We start from the raw sequence: 15,144 nt of genomic DNA, 5'->3' as shown, positions 1-15,144 counted from the left end.
GGCGGGCATCGCCCGCCGTCACACGATATGGAACAGGTCAGCGGGCGACGCCCGCCTTTAAGCAAGCTGGTGCGCAAAGCGCTGTCGCCGACCGGCAACGTCGGCGACAGTATCTTTCGGCTGCTCATGTTGGCGGTGGCGGCGTTGGTGTTGGTAATCGTCGTTGGGATGATCCTGGCGCTCGCGTCGCATTCCACGCTTTCCATGCGGCAATTCGGGCTTGGCTTCTTAACCGGCCGCGATTGGAATCCTCCGCAGCAAATATTCGGCGCGCTGCCTTTCATCTACGGAACGCTGGCCTCTTCGCTGATAGCGCTCGTGATTAGCGTGCCCTTGTCACTGGGCGTGGCGATCTTTCTGGTCGAGCAAGCCCCACCGATACTCGCCCGGCCGGTGACATTTCTGGTTGAACTGCTGGCGGCCATCCCTTCAGTTGTTTACGGGCTTTGGGGGATCTTCGTGCTCGCGCCGTTTCTGCGCGTATATGTCGAGCCGCCACTCGAGCGGTGGTTTGGATCGGTGCCGCTGTTTCGCGGGCCGATTACCGGAATCGGATTGCTGACCGGCGGAGTCATTCTCGCGATCATGATCACGCCAATCATTTCGGCGGTGGTGCGCGATGTGCTTGCCGCAGTTCCCAATACGCAGCGCGAAGCGGCCCTGGCGCTGGGCGCGACGAAATGGGAAACGACGCAGGTGGTTTTGGTTAACGGCGCGCCGGGAATCGCGGGCGCGATCATCCTCGGCCTGGGCCGCGCCATTGGCGAGACGATGGCCGTCACGATGGTCATCGGCAATCGGCCAGAGATAAGTTTCTCGCTATTTCATCCTTCGTACACGTTGGCGTCAGTCATCGCCAACGAGTTCACGGAAGCAACAGCGGATATTTACTTGAGTTCTTTAATTGAGCTCGGATTAATTCTGTTTCTCGTAACGTTTGTGGTTAACGCGGTCGCACGTGTGCTGGTGTGGCGCGTAACGAGAGCGAACGCGGGAGCGGGGTTGGCGGCATAGGTTTGAAACGGGCGGGCGGTAGCCCGCCCGATGTGACACGATGAGACTTTCGCGATCCGATAGAACACGTCGCACGGCCAGCGCGATAATGACCGGACTGACGTCGTTGTGCACGATTCTCGCTGTGGGCGTGCTCGCGATCATTCTTTGGTACATCGCGCGGCGCGGAGTCAGTTCTCTGACGCTTGCGTTTCTTGTCGAATCACCGAAACCCGTCGGCGAAGGCGGCGGCATCGGCAACGCGATTGTAGGTTCGGCTGTTTTGTTATCGCTGGCGTGCCTGGCCGGTATCCCACTCGGGATTGCGACGGGTGTTTACCTGTCTGAAGTTGGCCGCGGCTGGTTTTCGTCAGTGGTGCGATTTTTCGTTGATACGCTCACTGGTATTCCGTCGATTGTTACCGGCGTTTTCGTCTATGCCGTCATCGTCCTGCGCGCCAAACACTTTTCAGCGTATGCGGGCGGCATCGCGCTCGCCATGATCATGATTCCGATCGTCGCGCGCACCACGGAAGAAATGATTAGATTAGTCCCGCACAGTTTGCGCGAGGGCGCTCTGGCGCTGGGCGCGCCACAATGGCGCGTCACCATGGGCATCGTGATTCCAGCCGCGGCGTCTGGAATCGCCACCGGCGCAATGCTGGCGATCGCGCGCATCTCAGGAGAGACAGCGCCGCTTTTGTTCACCGCGTTTGGCAGCCGATTCTTCCCCAGCGGGCTTGATGAACCAATCGCGTCTTTGACCGTCCAGATTTACAACTACGCCATTTCACCATACGACGAATGGCACGCGCAGGCATGGGCGGCGACGCTCGTTCTGATGACCCTGATTCTGGTCATCAACATCACCGTGAGGTTTTTCACGCGCAAGAAGTTTTAGGACAGGCATTTTGGCAGCAACACTCATGACCACGCCTCAATTCGACATTCGGAACCCCGCCGCTTCTGCGCCTTCCGCGCCGAAAATCGTCGTCAAGGATCTGAATTTCCATTACGGCCGCAACCAGGCGCTCCATAACATTTCGATGGATTTGCCGGAACGAATGGTAACCGCGTTCATCGGTCCCTCAGGCTGTGGCAAGACAACTTTCCTGCGCACATTGAATCGCATGAACGATGTCATTCCGGGCACGCGCGTCGACGGTGAGGTCCTGATCGATGGCGAGAATATCTATGCGCCCGGCGCCGACGTGGTTGACCTGCGCCGCAAGGTCGGCATGGTGTTTCAGAAATCAAATCCGTTTCCGAAGTCGATTTTCGACAATGTCGCCTATGGCTTACGCATTAACCGTTTGACGCCGAGCCGCAGACAATTGGAAGAACGCGTCGAACAAGCATTGACGGACGCGGCGCTTTGGTCGGAAGTGAAGGATCGTCTAAAGTCGTCGGCACTCGGTCTTTCCGGAGGCCAGCAGCAGCGGCTTTGTATCGCGCGGGCGCTGGCGATTCGGCCGGAAGTGATCCTGATGGACGAGCCGGCCTCAGCCCTTGATCCGATCGCCACTTCAAAGATCGAAGAGCTGATTTTCGTTTTGAAGAAGCAATACACAATCGCCATCGTCACGCACAACATGCAGCAGGCGGCGCGCGTATCGGATTTCACCGCCTTCTTCCTGCTCGGCAAGCTGATTGAGTTGAATACGACAGAAAAGATGTTCACCAACCCCGATGAAAAAACTACCGAGGATTACATCACCGGACGCTTTGGTTAAAGAATGAAAGTTCACAGACATCTCGACGAGGAACTGGAAAGACTGCGCGACACGATGCTGCGGCTGGGCGGCGAATCTGAGGCCGCTCTACGGCGCGCGATGCACGCGCTTTCTGAACGTAATCCAGCCGCGGCCCGCGAAGTGTTGGCGCATGACGATGTCGTCGATGAGCTGGAAGTCGAAGTCGATCGGCAGTGCATCGACATTTTCGTGCTGCGCCAACCCGCCGCGCGCGACCTCAGGTTCGTGATGTCGGTGACGAAGATCGCGCCGTTGCTCGAGCGTATCGCCGACCACGCCTGTAACATTGCCCGCACGGCAATCGATTTAGCCGATGAGCCGGAAATTAAGAACGCTGAGCGCCTCACGCGGATGGGCGAGATTGCTTCATCAATGTTGGCCGCGGCCCTCGACGCGTTCACGAAATCCGACGCCGCGGCTGCGCGCGAGATCATTCTGCGAGATGCCGAGATCAACAATCTCTACAACGAGATCTTTAGCGAACTCATCGGGATGATGGTGACCTCGCCCAATACCGCCACGCGCAGCGCGCGACTGTTGCTGGTGGCAAAGCACCTGGAACGAATCGGCGATTATGTAACCGACATCAGCGAGCTGACGGTTTACATGGCCGAGGCCGCCATCATCAAACACCAACGCGACAAGCTGGAAACCGCTTGAACCAATGTCAAAACGGGCTCTAATTATTGAAGACGACCCGGACATCGCCGAGACTGTTCGTTACAACCTTGCCTCCGAAGGTTTTGCCACGCGAATAGCAGTGACGGGCGAAGAAGGCCTTTCACTCGCGCTTGATCCGCACAGCGCACCTTCCGTGATCATCCTCGATCTGATGCTGCCCGGAATGAACGGCATGGATCTATGCCGTCGTCTGCGCCGCGAGGATCAGACGCGCCGTACGCCGATTATCATGCTGACGGCGAAGGCGTCTGAGACTGATCGCATCGCCGGTCTCGATCTCGGCGCCGATGACTACATCGCCAAGCCATTTTCCGTCCGGGAGCTTTTAGCGCGCGTGCGGGCCGTGCTGCGACGCGCGGATGAGGGCCCGGCAGAGATTTACGATGACGGAAGGCTGATGATCGATTTTGACGACGTGCGGGCCTCGTGCGATCAGGTCGTGATCAAGCTTACGAACAAAGAGTTCTCGTTGCTATGCGCACTCGCCAAGAAGCGCAGCCGCGTAGTTACCCGCCAGCAACTGCTTGATCAGGTTTGGGGTTACAGTTACTACGGCGATGCGCGCACTCTGGACGTCCACATCCGACGCCTCAGACAAAAACTCGGTGGCTGCGGTGATTGTATCGAGACGGTCGTCGGTGTCGGCTACCGGTTTGTCGGTTGTGCCCAGAGTTCACCAATGCCTCCAGGATAATTCGATGACGCGATGGCCGGTTCTGATTTTGGCGGCGATCGCCGCGGCGTTGTTACTCGGCGCGGTCGTTTTTGCTTTGCCTCTCTGGGTCACGGTTGCGGGCCTGACGCTTGTCATCGCCGCTTTGATCGGCCTCGCCACGCGGGGCGATTCGCACTCACATAACTTAAGACGTGAATCGAGTGAAAGCGCCGCGGAGCTCGCGCCCAAACTGCTTGATGTCGCGCTCGACGAAATGCGCGAAGGGCTGCTGGTGATCGACACGGACATGCGCGTGGTGGCTTCAAACAAAGCCGCGCGTGACGTGCTTTCTGAGACGGAGCCAATCGAAGCCCGGCGGCTCACGGAACTGACCCGCAACCCGGCCATCTACGATGCCTTCCTCGATGCGCTCAAAGGCCAGCATCGCGAAGGAGTCAAAGTCGAAACCTATGACAGCGGCCGCCGCGTGTTTGATCTGCGCGTGGTTCCTTTTCACACGAGCGGCAACGGCAGCATCGCCGGTGCTGTCGGCGTGCTTTTCGATGTCACACGGCTGGATCGCCTGGAAATTGTGCGGCAGGAGTTTCTTACCAATGTCTCGCACGAATTGCGCACGCCCCTCACTTCGATTTTGGCCTCGGCGGAAACGCTGGAAGCCGGCGCGGTCGAGAATGCCGAGAACAGCCGGCGCTTTCTCTCGATCATTCAAAAGAACGCCACGCGAATGGAGCGCCTGATTCACGATCTGTTGGAACTAGGCGCGATCGAGGGCGGCAGCGTGAGCGTCAACCTGGAGACCGTGCAGCTCAAATCACTGGTCGATGACGTAATGAGCACGCTCGCGATGGCTGCCGCCGAGCGATCTGTCGCGCTGCGTAATCTTGTGCCGACGAATGCACAGGTCACTGCCGATCCTCATCGTCTGGTGCAGATGCTTACGAACCTCATCGATAACGCGATCAAATTCAATCGCGAAGGCGGCACTGTCACCATCGAGCATGAGCGAAATGGCAGTGATCGAATTTCCGTGACGGATACGGGCGAAGGAATCTCGCCGCAACACCTGGATCGGTTATTCGAACGTTTCTATCGCGTTGACCGTGCGCGTTCACGGGATTTAGGCGGCACCGGACTCGGCCTGGCAATCGTGAAGCATTTAGCGAAAGCACACGGCGGCGAAGTCAGCGTCACTTCAAACATTGGTGAAGGAACCCAGTTCACTATCGAGCTGCCCCGACCACCCGTGACTCCCTAGCGGCCGAGTAAGCTCCCTCGCGCACTGCTGAATCGTCGAGGAAAAGCGTACTCAGTCCAATAGACAAGGTATAATCCGCTCCGACATGCTTATGCCCAACGTTGGGCATAATACTTGGTTCGCGCGCATCGCTGTGTCAGAACGGCGAGCGGTAGCGACCCGATCAAGACTCAGCTTGCGTGATGATCCCATCGCTAGCGCTCCGGGTTCTGACACGCCGCGTTCCCGCGTCTCCCTTAACGACAAACGGTAGCGCGTTACAATCAGGGGCGCTCAAACAACTCGTTGGACCTGAACGGCGGAAAGAAAGGATGAAGGCGGAAGGATGACGGATGAAATGAAGTAGGACGAGCCTTGATCAGTTTCGCTTTCCGCCTCCATCCTTCATCCTTTAAGATCGCCGCGTTTGGTGTTTTTATCCTGGGAGGTTTAGACATTGAAAAAATGGTTTGTATCTACACTCTTTCTGTTTGTTTTTCTGTGGCAAGCATCCAGTAACTGTCTGGCGCAAAAGTCGCCGGACGAAGGTTTCATCACCACACCGGACGGCGTCCGTTTGTTTTACAAAGTCGTCGGAAGCGGGGCTGAAACTTTGGTCGCCGTCCACGGCGGACCCGGCAATTCTTTAACTTCCATTCTGCCCGACCTTGAGCCGCTGGCGAAAAATCGCCGCGTGATCTATTACGACCAACGTGGCAACGGACGTTCCGATTTAATGGACGAAGACGACAAGAAGCTCTCAATTACCAAACACGTTCAAGATTTGGAAGCGGTGAGAGTGCACTTCAAACTGGACAAAATGACGCTTCTCGGAAATTCGTGGGGCGGGATCCTGATCGGTTACTACGCCGCCGCGCATCCCGATCGCGTGGAGCGATTGGTTTTTCACAGTCCGGGTTCGCCGACAAAAGCCTTATTGTCTGAAATGGATGCTGAAGTTCAGCGGCGACTGAAACGACATTACACTGACGAGCAGTTGAAGCGTCTCGCCGTGATAGCCCGTTGGGACTATTGGCTGAAAGCATCGGACCCGCGAGCCGTCTGCAATGAAATGTATCGAATGATTTTATCCGTGTATGGTTTCAACCTCGAAAGTATAAAGGTAATCAAAGGCGATGTGTGTTCGGGCCCGATAGAGTCTGTCAGAAGGCAGCGATTTGTCACGGCTCAAATCTGGCAAGAGCTCGGTAATTACAACTTGTTACCATCACTTGGTGTGGTGAAGGCTCCGGCTTTAGTAATTCACGGCACGGCGGACGTGATTCCGGTCAAGTCATCGGAAGCGTGGGCGCGTGCGCTCCCCAACGCACGATTGTTCCTGATCGAAAGATCGGGACATATGCCCCAATTCGAACAGCCGGAGATATTTTTCAAAGCAGTCGAAACTTTTTTGAAAGGCGATTTTCCGACTGAAGCAAAGAAATTTCAAACTTCTAAGGGATGAGTGCTGTCATCCTTCCGCCTTCATCCTTCATCCTTTAAGATCGCGCCGCCCGGTCAACTCTGACCTTGTGCGGCGCTACCGTTTCACAATGACGAACATCACGGGAAAAGGAGCGAGGTGGTGCATAACCTGGAACATCTCTTTCTGGTCGGCGAGTTCCCCGAGCGAGCCCACCTGCTGTCCGAGCTAACGCTCGAGCAAGTCACGCTATGCCCAGACGGCGCGTCGCACTCGATCTACGAGGAGCTGTGGCACGTTGTAGGGTACCAGCAGAGTGTCATCGCGCCGGGCCACCCGGTCGGCGACTTTTACCCGAGCGCGGCGCCGGAACACGAGCACGAATGGGACGACCTGGTGCGAGTGTTCCTGGAGGGCGCTCGCGCTGCGGCAGCCCTGGGGCAGACGCCTGAGCGGTTGGCGATCGAGGTCGAGCCGGGCGTGACACTGGCCGACGAGTTGAACAGTGTGGCGGTACATAACGCATATCATCTTGGCAAAATCGTTGCGTTGCGGCAGCGGATCGGCGCGTGGCCGCCCCCGGGAGCGTCGCCCGAGTCGTAATCGCAGGCGCTGTGCGACGCCGCCGATCAACTCGTTGGACGCGCGCGGCGGAAAGAAAGGATGAAGGCGGAAGGATGAGAGATGAAACGAAGTAAGACGAGTCTTGAAGACGTTTCGCTTTCATCCTTCCGGCTTCATCCTTCATCCTTTAAGATCGGCGCCCGGGGGTGCCATATGTCTCGAACCAACCATGCAGTCCTTCCGCCGGCAGCACGCAGACCAGGTTTGCTGCTTTGCATCTTTCTGCTTTGCCTGACTCAGCTCACGGCCCAACCAGTGAGGGAACGACTCCCGATCCGTGAACTCAGCTACGTCGTCGAACCGATCATCCAGGGGGAGAGTTCGCGGCTCCGCATTAGTTTGGCTTTTCGGGGCGATTCGTCCGGGACGACCCGGCTCTTGTTGCCTTTAGAGTGGGCGAAAGGAGTTGAGCTTTACAAAGGAATCAGAGACATAAAACCGTTGTCCGCAGATACCAGGGTTGAGGACACTAAGGAACCACACATCAAAACTGTGCACCACCGCCCCAACCAGCGCGTTTCGCTGACTTATGAGGTCGTAAGCCAGCCGCCCGGCACACCGCTGACGAGAGCTGTATACCATCATCCGGTCTTGCGTCCCCGCTACTTCTACGTAATGGGCCAGGCGTTGTGGGTCTACCCGGACATGCCTGAGAGTACTCCATTACGACTAAGCCTTCACTGGAAGAATATCCCTGAAGGCTGGGCGCTCATCAACAGTTTCGGAGCAGGCCAGCCGCGACAAAAGGTTAACGTCACTCTGAATGACTTCCGCCGTGGTACGTTCCTGGCCGGCGAGTACCGGATCAAACGGTTTATGGTGAACAGGCAACCTGTCTACGCAGTCACCCGCGGCAGCTTTGGTTTTTCTGACGAGGAGTTCAACGATACCGTCGAGCAGCTTATGCAATTCACACGAGACTTGTGGAGCTCCCATGATTTTCCTCATTACTATGTGGTTTTGTTGCCGACAGATGAGTCGGTACGTATCCACGCGGGGGAAGGCAGAACCAACAGTTTCTCTCTCTATCTGTCTAAGGATTTGACTACCCTGTCCGAACACCGGCGCACGCTTGCGCACGAGCTATTCCACGCCTGGAATCCTCAGCGACTCGGCGACTTCGAGGTAATCGGCGGCGTCGAAGACGAGCGTTTGTATTGGTTCAGCGAAGGCTTCACTGACTACTACGCTTCCGTGATCTTGCTACGTGCCGGTTTAATCTCGCTCGAGGATTATTTAGCCGGATACAACACTCTGACAAAAGAGTATTACACCTCTCCCATCCGTTTGCTCACCGCGGCAGAAATGGTTCGAAAGCGACAGACCAGCTATGAAGTGGACCGCCTCTTCTACAAGCGGGGCGCACTGCTGGCGCATTACTGGGATAACGCCATTCGCTCGAGAACAAATAACAAGCGTTCATTGGACGACGTGATGCGCAGTCTGCTGAAGTCGGCCAAAGCAAGAGACGTCAGCCTCTCTCATAAAAGGATTGCCGATGCCTTGCGCCCTTACCTGGGCGAAAAAGGAGCCAGTGACATAGAAAAGTATATAGACCGCGGCGAACTCCTGCCCGCAGAAAATTTCTTTGGCACGTGCGCCATTGCGGAAGTCATTAATTATCATCCATGGGATATGGGATTCGACGTCGAGACATTCGCTAAGAGTCGTGTCATATCGGGGGTTGTACCAAACAGCAATGCTTACCGAGCTGGGTTGCGTGATGGACAGAAATGGGTGAGCGGTGGCTTTGTCTGGGGCGATCCGACCAGACTAACAAAGCTTACCGTGATCGAAGGTGACACGCAGAAGGTCGTGCAATTCTATCCCGCGGCCATCGAAGCCATCCGCCTGCCGCAGTACAAGCTGAAGCAGGGTCTTTCGGCTGAAGAGCGCGCGCAATGTCTCTCGCAACTTGGTGTGCCATCAGTTCCTCGGAGATCCGCCAAGACGCCATAATGTCGCGTGTTTGGAGTTCGAAACCTTCGTGGCACGGCGAAAGGAGAACAAGATGCCAGACGTGGTTCCGTTTTTGACCTACGAGGACGGCATTAGAGCCCTGGAATGGCTGGCGGAAGTGTTTGGATTCACGGAGACAGCTCGCTTCACGTCTTCCGATGGAAGGCTTTCTCACGGAGAAATGTCGATCGGGGATGGACTAATCTTGTTGGCCAGTCCGTCGGCGGACTATGAAGGCCCCAAGCGACATCGCGGCAACTGCGAGATTGCCGCCTCTTGGTCGGCTCTGCCATGGATCATTGATGGTGTTCTCGTCCATGTTGAGGACGTCGATGAGCACTATGCTCGGGCTAAGGCCGCGGGAGCCGTTATTTTGTCTGAACCCGAGGATGGGCCGCCCGCGCGACGATATCGAGTTGAGGATCTAGAAGGACATCGATGGATGTTCATGGCGCGAGACTAGCCAGCACTAGCTGAAGACTGCATCAAACCAAAGCTATCGCAAGAGAACAAGTAGCTTCGACTAACAAATCCTTGGACCGGAGCGGCGGATCAGAGCTGACAGCTGGCAGCTGATAGCTCTCAGCCAGGGGTGATAATGCGTGGCAAGAAAATATCGGTGATCATCATCGCGCTGATGTTGCTGCTTGCCTGTATCGTCGCGCTGAGACTGCAAAGGGACAAGCCCGTCGGCCCGCACGTGTCAGAAACATCGCGATTAACTGGAGCCCCGGCCTTCGAGGTTCAGGTCGAGATGCCTGCATTGAATTCCGGCCGCGCACCCTGGGAGATCCCCGGCGTCATCCTGGGTTACGATCGTGGACCTCGGTTCGATCAGGCAAGTCCTGGCGCGCAAGTCGGCAAGATCGCACCGGATCATATCGAACTTAGCGCCGAAGGCGGCTGGGACCTCTTGATCGAGACCGACAGCGCTGGACGGCTCGCGGAAACAACACACGTAGCATTCCCGGTAAAACTCGGGGGCAGACCGTTGAAATTCGACTGTCGACCGGCAGACCCGACCGTTGGCTATCTTCACATCACCACACGTCCGGGCTCGGAGCAACTCGAAGGTAGCTTCCAACTGGAAGTCGCCACCTGCAAGAACGCTGTCTCAGGAAAAACTGCCGCGTGGCCCTACCAACCGCTCAGGGTTCGTGGGAACTTTGCCGGGTTGAAAAAGCAAGGATGATGAATTAAGGCGCCGTGACCCGCGCGATGGTGCCGGTTACCTGATCGAAATCGAAAGGCTTGCCGATGATGCCGGCGACGAGATCCAATTCGCCGCCCGGCGGTTGCGCCGTCGCTCCATAGCCGGTGACCAAGACGACGGGCAGTTCAGGCTTGTGTTTGTGAATCGCGCGCGCGGTCTCCCAGCCATCCATTTCCGGCATCGCCAGATCCGTAAACACTAAATCGAAATCGTCGTGAGTCATCTTTTCCAAAGCATCGCGGCCGCAATCGGCGGTGACAACCTTGTGATCAAGCTCCGTCAGCATCTCAGCCAGTGTCTCGCGCACGACTTGTTCGTCGTCAATGACCAGCACGGACAACGAAGTCTGGGTGACGGCGTTTACTTTTTCGGAAAGCGCCTTCGGTTCGGAAGTTTCATCAAAGGGCAGATCGATGTGGAACGTCGTTCCCTCGCCTAATTTTGAAGACACGCTGATCGTGCCGTAGTGACGTTCGATAATTCCGTAGCTCACCGCCAGCCCGAGACCCGTTCCGTGCACACCCTTCGTCGTGTAAAAGGGTTCAAAGACTCGCTCGCGCACTTCTTCTTCCATGCCGAGGCCGGTGTCCGCGAATCGAAGTTTTAAGCGCTCGCCATCTCGCTTGCAGCAGAGCGTCAGGGTGCCGCCGTTCGGCATGGCATCGACTGCATTCACAATTAGATTTACGAACACTTCACGCAGCTCAGACGCGTTACCCCGCGTGAAAAACCGTTCGTCGGCATTCATTACGACCTCGATAATGCGGCCCGCGGCTCGTGCTTCGTTCTGCCAACGCGTGCGCGTGATTTCAACCGCATCACGCAGCAGGCTGCTGATATCCAGCAGTGCCATTTCAGCGTCCGAGGACTTTCGCGCAAAAGTCTGAATACGGCGGACCGTGGCGGCGGCATCTTCGGCGGCCGTCATGATCACGCCGAGACTGCGAATCAATTCCTCGTCGTGCGCGCGCCGCAGAATCAATTGCGCGCGTCCCAGGATCGCGGCGAGCGAATTGTTGAAGTCGTGCGCGACCCCTGAGGCAAGCTGGCCCAGGGCCCGCAATTTGTCCGCGCGGCCGGCCCGCTCGCGTTCCTGCTTCTGCTCAGTAATGTCGTGCGCGATGCCCAACACTCCGGTGGTCTCTCCGTCAACGACGATCGGCGCGGTGTTAACCAGCGCATGTCGAACCGTGCCGTCTTTGGTAACGTAGCGCGATTCGAAACTCTGCGGCTCGCCATTCCACACGGCTGCGAATCGGGCGCGCCGCATGTCGCGATCTGCTTCGTGAATGTTTTCGAGGAAATAAGAGCCAATCAGCTCACGCATCTCGCACCCGGTCAGATCGAGCATGGCCGTATTACACCACTGGTAATTCCCGTTGCGGTCGAGCGCGTAGATGGCTTCGCGCGCGCTCTCCAGAATGTTCTTCAACAGCGACTGGCGTTCGCGGGCGACGGCCTCGACATTTCGCAGTTCCGAAAGGTCGCGCGCGGTACAAACAGCGGCCAGGACTTCCTGGTCGGAATCGAAAACGGGTTCGACGGTGACCAGCACGGGACGCTTTAATTTGTGGGGCACAATCTCCAGGTTGACGCTTTGCGCCTCACGTAATGAACGTTCGACGATGCATTCCAGCTCGTCGGAATCTGCGCGCAGAATCTCACAACACTTTCGTCCCAGGATTGCCTGGGGCGCTTCCGCGTCCATCGCAGCGCCCGCCTTGTTAACGCGAATCAATCTACCGGCGGGATCAAAAATGAACACGCCGTCAGACATCGCGTCGAATGTGGTTTCCCATTCGTTCTTAGCACGCGCAATGGCCTGGAACAGCTCGCCCTGCGCGATGACGGTCGCAAGTTCATCGCCCACAGATTGAACGAGCAGCACTTCGTCTTCGCTCCAATAACGGACCTTGTCTGTTTGTTCGATGCAGATGACGCCGCGAAACTTGTTGTTCACCGTCAGCGGCGAGACCAGCATTGATTGCAGGCCTTGCTCGCGCGCGTGAAAAGCAATGCCATCGGCAAGCTTGGCGTTGTCACTGCTAAATTCCTGGAGATTCGGGATGACGAGGGATTGGGTCGAGTCGCGGAAGTAATCCCGCAGCAACTCGTCGTAGTAGCCGTCGAACTTGCCTTCGCTTTGGCGGCCATCCGCCGTGTATTCCGTCTTTACGAATAGTTCGTGATTCGCTCCGTCACACAGCCGCACTTGAACACGCGAAGCCGACAAGGCTTTGCCCAGTTCGCGCGCGGTTGTCTCACGCACGTCCGGCAGACTCAGCGATGAACGAATCGCCCCACCCAGTTTGTTGACCAGCGCTTCCCGTGCGGAAGTGGCTTCCGCTTTCTCATACAGCCACGCCTGTCGAATCGCGATGCCGGTCTGGTCGGCCACGGACCTGGCGATTTCAATGTCGGTTTCACTCCACGGCCGCGTCTGGCGGGTGGTTGAGAGCGCAAAGGCGCCGAGTAAGTCGTTGCCGATCGTCACGCCCACATACATGATCGATTTGACGTTGAACTGCTTCAGCATGCGCTCGTACAAATCCCGAATGCGCTCGTCTTCGGCGACGTTGTCAAAAGCCAACACGCCGAACTTCTCCATGGCTGCAGTCAATCCATTCACCTGCGACAGATCGAAATCGTGCGCTGCCGGGCCGACCTCCGGGAGATGAAATTCGGCGACATTTGTCCCGCGGCCGGCGCGGGCGTCCTTCATGAACAACGAGCAGCGATCCACACTCAAGTGGCTGCCCAACTCGCGCACCGCCGTGGCAAAAACTTCCGAAACGTCGAGCGTGCAACGCACCGCTTGTGAAATCCTGTTTGTCAGCGCGACGCGATCGGCGTGGTGCTTCATCTCCGCATACAGTCGCGCATTTTCCACCACGATGGCCCCGTGCGAAGCGATCGTACGCAGCAGATCGAGGTGCTCCTGGTCGTAGGCCTCGGGCCGTTCGTAATCCTGGATGGTGATTACGCCGACGACTTTCTCACCCACAAGCATCGGCACAGCCAGCCAGCATTGGGCGCTGCGACCACTCAACTGCAAACCAAGTTTCCGCAGCGTCCCTTCAAGGTCCCGCGAAATGTGCAATGGCTCTTTCGTGTTAATCACGTACTCAGTCAGGCCCAGGCCGAGCTTGCGCGTGGGCGCGTGATAAGGCTGACCGTCGATCGTATAAGCCGGGAACGAGACTTCGCCTTTTTGTGAGTCGTACAACGCGACGTACAGATTGCGATTGTCGAGCACCTTGCCGATCAGCGCGTGAATCTTCTGCGCAATTTCAGTGGGCTCGCCCAGCTTGCTGAGTTCGTGCGAGATCTCGTTGAGTGTTGCCAGTTCCTGGTTGCGCCGCATCAGTTCCGCCTGGGCGCGTTTTCGCTCAGTGACGTCACGTCCGATTCCCTGCACGCCCACGGCCTTACCGTCGCGATATATCAACCGCGTGCTTAATTCGAGGGTCATGCGCCGGCCGTCTTTGGAGGTGATGTCGAGTTCATAAACGGTCGCCGCGTCATGGCTGCGCAGCTTCTGTCCCAACATCTGGCGCGCAAGATCAACCTGTTCAGCCACCACGACCTGCGCGAAGTTCATGCTCAAGGCTTCGGCTGTCGAGTAACCGGTGAGTTGTTCGCCCGTCTCGTTAAGTGAAGTGAAGTTACCTTGCAGATCGTGCGTGTAAATCAGGTCGTTCGCGTTGTCGAAAATTTCGCGATAGCGCTCCTCGCTTTCGCGCAGAGCTGTCTCGGACTTTTTCTTTTCCGTGATGTCGTTTACGAGCACGAGAAACGAAGGATGGCCGCTGAATTCGACCCGGTGCCAGGTGACATCGACATCGATGAGCGTGCCGTCTTTCTTGCGGTGCTGCCAAACTCCGGCGCTTTGGTGCAGTGCCTGGCTGGTCGTTACGTGCTCAATCAAAGCCGGCACGTCCGCAGACGGGCGAATGTCTTTAGCCGTCATCGACAGAAACTCTGCGCGGCTGTAGCCATAGTGCGCAATGGCCGCATCGTTGACGGCCAGGAACTGCAGCGTCTTCTGATCGCACAACCACATCGGACAAGGATTGCCCTTGAACAAAAGACGATATTCTTCTTCCGATTTCTTTAGCGCCTGTTGCGCGCGCTGTCGTTCGATCAGCCGCGCCACTTTGATTAACAGCTCTTCATTGCGAAATGGAATCTCGACGTAGTCGTCCGCGCCCGCCGTGTAACCCTCCAGGCGTGCTGCTTCCTCCTTGCGGACAGCGCTAACCATCATCACCGGTATCGATGACGTCTGCGGATCGGACTTCAGCCGGTGGCACAGTTCCAGGCCATTCATCTCAGGCATGACCACATCGCACAGAATCAGGTCCGCGCGCACACTGGCCGTCACCTCGAGCGCACGTTTCGCCGTGGTCGCGGAAAGAACTTGATAGCCCTCCGCCTCGAGCAGCTCCACGAGCAGATCAAGCACCGGCTGATCGTCTTTGACGACAAGAATGGTCGGGCAATTTTCCAGGGGTGTTGGCATGACTGCGAGGCCAGGTTGACTGACGAGATTGCGCGAAATGAATCGGGACTGTGAGGCGAGGCCAG

12 protein-coding genes are annotated in these 15,144 nt (G+C 57.1%); 11 read left to right on the top strand and 1 reads right to left on the bottom strand.

Annotated elements, in window-relative coordinates:
* The first annotated feature begins 27 nt into the window (after nt 1-27).
* From pstC to VFX97_19200, 11 genes are all read left to right on the top strand, one after another.
* Complete coding sequence (gene pstC, locus VFX97_19250) at nt 28-1,014, top strand: phosphate ABC transporter permease subunit PstC (protein HEX5705345.1); 987 nt, start codon at nt 28-30, stop codon at nt 1,012-1,014.
* A gap of 40 nt (nt 1,015-1,054) precedes the next feature.
* Nucleotides 1,055-1,894, top strand: coding sequence for a phosphate ABC transporter permease PstA (gene pstA / locus VFX97_19245; protein ID HEX5705344.1), 840 nt, complete (start codon nt 1,055-1,057; stop codon nt 1,892-1,894).
* Nucleotides 1,895-1,904: 10 nt separating this feature from the next.
* Nucleotides 1,905-2,726 carry a phosphate ABC transporter ATP-binding protein PstB gene (pstB, locus tag VFX97_19240; GenBank protein ID HEX5705343.1) on the top strand — a complete coding sequence of 274 codons (822 nt, stop codon included), beginning with the start codon at nt 1,905-1,907 and terminating at the stop codon, nt 2,724-2,726.
* Between the two features lie 3 nt (nt 2,727-2,729).
* Nucleotides 2,730-3,407 (top strand): phosphate signaling complex protein PhoU, encoded by a 678-nt coding sequence (gene phoU, locus VFX97_19235; protein ID HEX5705342.1) that lies wholly within the window; start codon nt 2,730-2,732, stop codon nt 3,405-3,407.
* 4 nt (nt 3,408-3,411) lie between these two features.
* A complete protein-coding gene (locus tag VFX97_19230) occupies nt 3,412-4,122 on the top strand; it encodes a response regulator transcription factor (GenBank protein ID HEX5705341.1) in 711 nt (236 codons plus the stop codon).
* A 4-nt stretch (nt 4,123-4,126) separates the two neighbouring features.
* Nucleotides 4,127-5,359, top strand: coding sequence for an ATP-binding protein (locus VFX97_19225; GenBank protein ID HEX5705340.1), 1,233 nt, complete (start codon nt 4,127-4,129; stop codon nt 5,357-5,359).
* Nucleotides 5,360-5,795: 436 nt separating this feature from the next.
* The gene (locus tag VFX97_19220; protein HEX5705339.1) at nt 5,796-6,803 is read left to right on the top strand and encodes an alpha/beta hydrolase; all 1,008 of its coding nucleotides are present in this window, start codon (nt 5,796-5,798) and stop codon (nt 6,801-6,803) included.
* Nucleotides 6,804-6,923: 120 nt separating this feature from the next.
* Nucleotides 6,924-7,364, top strand: coding sequence for a hypothetical protein (locus VFX97_19215; protein ID HEX5705338.1), 441 nt, complete (start codon nt 6,924-6,926; stop codon nt 7,362-7,364).
* Nucleotides 7,365-7,763: 399 nt separating this feature from the next.
* A complete protein-coding gene (locus VFX97_19210; GenBank protein ID HEX5705337.1) occupies nt 7,764-9,344 on the top strand; it encodes a hypothetical protein in 1,581 nt (526 codons plus the stop codon).
* A gap of 52 nt (nt 9,345-9,396) precedes the next feature.
* Nucleotides 9,397-9,807, top strand: coding sequence for a VOC family protein (locus tag VFX97_19205; protein ID HEX5705336.1), 411 nt, complete (start codon nt 9,397-9,399; stop codon nt 9,805-9,807).
* 135 nt (nt 9,808-9,942) lie between these two features.
* On the top strand, nt 9,943-10,536 hold the full coding sequence (locus tag VFX97_19200; protein HEX5705335.1) for a hypothetical protein: 594 nt from the start codon (nt 9,943-9,945) through the stop codon (nt 10,534-10,536).
* A gap of 4 nt (nt 10,537-10,540) precedes the next feature.
* On the opposite strand, the gene VFX97_19195 is transcribed toward VFX97_19200, so the two are convergent.
* Nucleotides 10,541-15,079, bottom strand: coding sequence for a PAS domain S-box protein (locus VFX97_19195; protein ID HEX5705334.1), 4,539 nt, complete (start codon nt 15,077-15,079; stop codon nt 10,541-10,543).
* Between the last annotated feature and the right edge of the window lie 65 nt (nt 15,080-15,144).

The sequence above is a fragment of the Pyrinomonadaceae bacterium genome (assembly GCA_036277115.1).
In the GTDB taxonomy this organism is placed as follows: Bacteria; Acidobacteriota; Blastocatellia; order Pyrinomonadales; family Pyrinomonadaceae; genus UBA11740.
The sequence above is the reverse complement of the archived record's forward strand: the minus strand, read 5'-3'. Positions and strand labels throughout refer to the sequence as shown.

Coding starts and splice junctions, on each gene's coding strand:
- pstC (HEX5705345.1), top strand. CDS start 28: ATGGAACAGGTCAGCGGGCGACGCCCGCCTTTAAGCAAGCTGGTGCGC.
- pstA (HEX5705344.1), top strand. CDS start 1,055: ATGAGACTTTCGCGATCCGATAGAACACGTCGCACGGCCAGCGCGATA.
- phoU (HEX5705342.1), top strand. CDS start 2,730: ATGAAAGTTCACAGACATCTCGACGAGGAACTGGAAAGACTGCGCGAC.
- VFX97_19230 (HEX5705341.1), top strand. CDS start 3,412: ATGTCAAAACGGGCTCTAATTATTGAAGACGACCCGGACATCGCCGAG.
- VFX97_19225 (HEX5705340.1), top strand. CDS start 4,127: ATGACGCGATGGCCGGTTCTGATTTTGGCGGCGATCGCCGCGGCGTTG.
- VFX97_19205 (HEX5705336.1), top strand. CDS start 9,397: ATGCCAGACGTGGTTCCGTTTTTGACCTACGAGGACGGCATTAGAGCC.
- VFX97_19200 (HEX5705335.1), top strand. CDS start 9,943: ATGCGTGGCAAGAAAATATCGGTGATCATCATCGCGCTGATGTTGCTG.
- VFX97_19195 (HEX5705334.1), bottom strand. CDS start 15,079: ATGCCAACACCCCTGGAAAATTGCCCGACCATTCTTGTCGTCAAAGAC.